6 protein-coding genes are annotated in these 4,443 nt (G+C 40.0%); 3 read left to right on the forward strand and 3 right to left on the reverse strand.

What is annotated here, in order from left to right; all coding sequences use genetic code 11:
• Positions 1 to 582, reverse strand: a 582-nt coding sequence (locus tag AC2JBO_RS41695) for a filamentous hemagglutinin N-terminal domain-containing protein (RefSeq protein ID WP_496959500.1), incomplete at its 3' end; no start/stop codon positions are given.
• 175 nt (positions 583 to 757) lie between these two features.
• Between AC2JBO_RS41695 and AC2JBO_RS41700 the strand changes: the two genes are divergently transcribed.
• The 3 genes from AC2JBO_RS41700 (at position 758) to AC2JBO_RS41710 (ending at position 2,071) form a co-directional block, all read left to right on the forward strand.
• A complete protein-coding gene (locus tag AC2JBO_RS41700) occupies positions 758 to 1,114 on the forward strand; it encodes an XRE family transcriptional regulator (RefSeq protein WP_496959501.1) in 357 nt (118 codons plus the stop codon).
• 258 nt (positions 1,115 to 1,372) lie between these two features.
• Positions 1,373 to 1,618, forward strand: a complete 246-nt coding sequence (locus AC2JBO_RS41705; protein WP_496959502.1) for a hypothetical protein — start codon at positions 1,373 to 1,375, stop codon at positions 1,616 to 1,618.
• 135 nt (positions 1,619 to 1,753) lie between these two features.
• Positions 1,754 to 2,071, forward strand: coding sequence for an SH3 domain-containing protein (locus tag AC2JBO_RS41710; RefSeq protein ID WP_496959503.1), 318 nt, complete (start codon positions 1,754 to 1,756; stop codon positions 2,069 to 2,071).
• 442 nt (positions 2,072 to 2,513) lie between these two features.
• On the opposite strand, the gene murQ is transcribed toward AC2JBO_RS41710, so the two are convergent.
• The gene (gene murQ, locus AC2JBO_RS41715) at positions 2,514 to 3,446 is read right to left on the reverse strand and encodes an N-acetylmuramic acid 6-phosphate etherase (protein ID WP_496959504.1); all 933 of its coding nucleotides are present in this window, start codon (positions 3,444 to 3,446) and stop codon (positions 2,514 to 2,516) included.
• Between the two features lie 86 nt (positions 3,447 to 3,532).
• A complete protein-coding gene (locus AC2JBO_RS41720; RefSeq protein ID WP_496959505.1) occupies positions 3,533 to 3,946 on the reverse strand; it encodes a DUF3110 domain-containing protein in 414 nt (137 codons plus the stop codon).
• Positions 3,947 to 4,443: the final 497 nt, after the last annotated feature.

Here is a 4,443-nt window from a genome sequence, read left to right on the forward strand (position 1 = left end):
ACCCACTAACGCTAAGGTTTTACCAGACTGCATTTCCAAACGTGCATTTTGCAAGCTGATAGCTCCAGGCATATCATCAAACTGTAAACCGATAGGAACTTTAATTGTTAGTAATGCTTGCGGGTTTACAGCACTGTATTTTATTCCATCCGCAAAATTAATACTGCTTGCGGTGCTAGCTACAAACGAACCATTAATATCCAACTTGGCATTTGCGCCAAAAATAATACCGTTGGGGTTGATAAAAAAGAGGTTCGCTTTCCCTAGCACACCCAAAGTCCCCAAAATCTTAGATGTGTTTGTTCCTGTTACCCGGCTAATTATATTCTCAATGCCAGTCGGGTTACTAAAATAGGCGCCGCGCCCTTGATCAATATTAAACTCCTGAAAACTATGAAAAAGATTCATACCACGAATGGCGCCACCATTAATCTGGTCTACATCAGGTTTTGTTGGCTTTATCTGCGAGCTTTCGGCGCCGAGTGTATTATCTGGGATAATTGCGGGAGTGACTTGAGCTATGGCGCTGTTCCCAAAAAAAGCAAGCGAGCCACTCAATGTTAAGATAATTATTGATCTCAATTTTCAGCACCTACTAATCGCCAGCATATACTGATTCAGGGCGTAAACCCTCGAAAAACTTGATTTTTCTTTTTACTTTCATCATTTAAAAGCACTTAACCGTAAAATTACTTCAGTATAATTACGTAAAATATTTATGTAAATAAATGTACAAGATGAGCTAGTAAGGTTTGATATGACAGGACATCACAAATTTTCGCGACTTACTCAGAATTTTTCTGCTGAAAGAAAAGCAAAAATAGCAGCGAAAACAGCACAATTAGAAAAAGAAATGGCAATACATGAATTACGCCAAGCTTTGAAAATATCTCAGACAGAGCTAGCCGAAAAATTACAAGTAAAACAACCTGCTATTTCACGTTTAGAAAAACGTGCCGATATGTACATTAGTCATTTACGTCAGGTTATCCAAGCAATGGGAGGCGAACTTGAAATAGTCGCACGTTTTGCAGATAATGAAGTCAAAATTAACAACTTTAGTGAGTTAAATGATACTCAGAGCGTCTCTACGTCGTTTAGTGAACAGAGTTGATGATAGAGTTCCGCAGTAGTGAAGCCAACTTACAACTGGGACGGGGCACGTGGCGGGCGCCATTAGCGTCAAGTTAAGCTAAAACCTACTACGTCAATAAGGATTTATGCTTAAAATTTGCGTTTGAAAGGAACAAAAAATGAACTTGAAGAGCGGCTATTAGTACTTTTTTTATCTGCATCGCTTGCAGCTTAAGTATAAAATTTTGCAAAAAGTTCATGTTTATACCTCGTTCATCACAAAACCTATCGTTGACGTATGGGCGCCAACCTTAACTTGACACCAATGGGCGGGCGCCCATCCCACAAGTTTTACAACCAGTTGCCTACCAAGATGTACGGCGCCCAAAAGAAGGGGTTTTGGTATTCTGGTTGTGTTAGTAGTGCTTTTTGGGCACCACCTCTAGTTTTTCACAAAGGTTCGATATCGATAGATGTAGAGACGCGACATGTCGCGTCTTTACAACGCGCGGATTTTCCGAATGATGCGCGGACTGCTATATAATAAGTACCTTGAAAAAACTTTGAGATGAGATTTTATTTCTCCATATAAAAATAAGTGTTTTCTCGCAAGTTGGCCACATACTTAGTTCTTAAAATAGATTAATTTCATCTAATTTAATAATAAATTTGCCAAAAAATGAGAACTAAAATTGCCGCTCTTGCACTTTGCGTTGGGCTTTTGATACCCGCTGTTCTTTTAAATTATATTAATACAGTCAAAGCACAAAACAACGGTATATGCAAAGTTACAGACCCTACTGGAACTCCATTAAATGTTCGTGACCGCCCAAATGGAAAAGTAATAAATCAACTCAAAAATGGTAAACAAGTTGAAATTTTAGAAATAAGTACCGATAGTAAAGGTCGTCCTTGGGCACAAATTGGAGGATATCACAATGGACAATATCGAGAATGGGGTTGGGTATATAGAGAATTTATCAGTTGCTATTCATGATTAATGGATATTCAATATTATCATTAATCTGAGAATGTTGTGTTGGGTTACGCGCTCTGGCTCCACCCAACCTACTTACAGCCTGTTAAGCGTAGGTAATCAAGCGTAATATTAATCATAGGCGTCCCGCCTGTGCGAAGGTCAAGCGAGACGCCATGAGCCGACGAATATTTTTATACCACCAAAACTTATGATATGAACTAGTAGCCCTAATATTAAAAACCAAACCAACTTAAATTTTGATTTTGCCATATTTCTATAAAGGTTATTACCTTATTAGGCACTTTGGACACGCTCGTAAGAGGAATAAATCATCCGTTACATCCGTTTGTAATCCGTTGCCAACTCCCGTCTCTGTGGTCAAATAAAAAATTGAACTGCACAGGCTCTCGAAGGCTTATGCTACGGTTTTAATCACATTATTGTAGGACAGGCGAGACGCCTATCCTACGGGTTTATTTAAGCTTTGAAAATTATTAATTGCGGCTCTCAAATTACCTTGATATTTTAATAATAATTCTTCTCCTGCTTGTTTATCTAAGCCAGTTGAGTGCATTAATATTGCAAGCTTTACCCATTTACCGCTATTTTCAAGCAATGTATTTGCAGCATCGCGACCTAAACCTGTTAAGTCTTGAAGTATTCGTAACGCGCGGTCACGCAGTTTATTATTTGTTACAGCAACATCTACCATACGGTTGCCGTACACTTTGCCCAAACGCACCATTGTACCTGTAGAAAGGATATTTAAAGCCAATTTTGTTACTGTACCTGCTTTCAAACGAGTTGACCCTGCTAATACTTCAGGCCCCGTTAATAAGCGAATATCAACGTCAACATCTACTTTTACTTGCTCTGCTGGTACACAAGCTATAAATATGGTAGTGGCGCCGCGTGTTTTTGCAGCTTGAATAGCACCATGAACATACGGAGTAGTACCACCAGCAGTAATACCGACAACTGCATCGTTTTTACCTACATTACGTTCGACCATCGCAGTTTCCCCATCTTCTGCACGGTCTTCCAAATCTTCCGAACTACGAACTAATGCACCCGCACCACCCGCTATTATCCCTTGCACCAGTTCGGGAGGTGTGCAAAAAGTTGGTGGACATTCTGCTGCATCTAATACCCCTAACCTTCCTGAAGTACCCGCTCCAATATAAAACAGGCGCCCGCCTAAACTTAAACCTGCTGCTATACGCTCAATTGCTTCTGCTAACTCATGTTTAGCTGCTGCTATCGCATCAATCGTTTTTTGATCTTCTGTATTAAATAACTCTACCAATTCGAGCGAACTAAGCTGGTCTAAATTTAAACTAGACTCGTTTACTTGCTCCGTCAATAAATGCCCACGTTCCTGTAAATTTGTCATTGTGATTTTTCCTTAAATAACTTTTTTAGACAATTGGGAATTATCCTCATTCCCAATTATCTATTTAGCCAATTATCCATTTAGATTCATAACAAACCTTCCAGCCGACGCCGAATACTGTCCAGTTCGCTATCGGGAACTTCTTCTACATCAGATTGTTGCTGTTGACTGCGAGCATTAGTATTTTTGCTTACATTATCTTCAGCATCTGGGTTCCAGTCGGTTTCTTCCACATTTATTTCGGGGGGAATTGCTAAAGCTCCATTCGCAGGCACAATTTCCCAGTCGTAATTCATCGAAGAGCAAAATTCTTCAATTTCTTGGGAATCAATTGTCTCCACAGTAGGTGTGGGAAAATCCTGAGCTTCGAGCAGCATAGCAAAACGCTCGGCATCATCACTCTCCTCGAACATCAGCACCTTGTTACGGTCGCCGACCCGAATAGTATGGATACCCTCATCCGAAGTTCGAGCATTAAAAAGTAACACGAAGACACGCATCGGTGTAACCACTAGTCCTTTTTGAATTCACCTCATTTATATTAGAGTTTTAGGGGACTAAACGCCTGTGAGTCTAGAAAACAATTATCACTTTTTTATAATTTTCCCGACGATAGTGTTTTATGACGCATACTGAATGTAGATTCGACCCTAACCCAGTTGCACACGCAGTTCGGCAACTCCTGGCTCGTAGGTACTTGAAATTCTGAGCGAGAAAGCGCGTCCAACTACCTGACCAGAGATTTGACTTATGCTAGCCTATTAGTCTCAAGTAAATATTTATTTAATTTTTATTTTACAAACAAGTAATGCGCGCTATCGCCAAATACAATCCGAGGTTTGTATCCTGTAAAAGGCTCCCGAAGTGCGCCGTTCATTATAATGCAGTTCTTGTTCCGGCAACTGAAAGGCAGTAAAATAGTAAAATCATATGGCTAATCCCAATCGCAATCACATGTGTCTCGCACATATATCTTGCATGTGCTTGCTTGCTGGCA

It is taken from the genome of Calothrix sp. CBUCES-K 9914 (genome assembly GCF_059640475.1).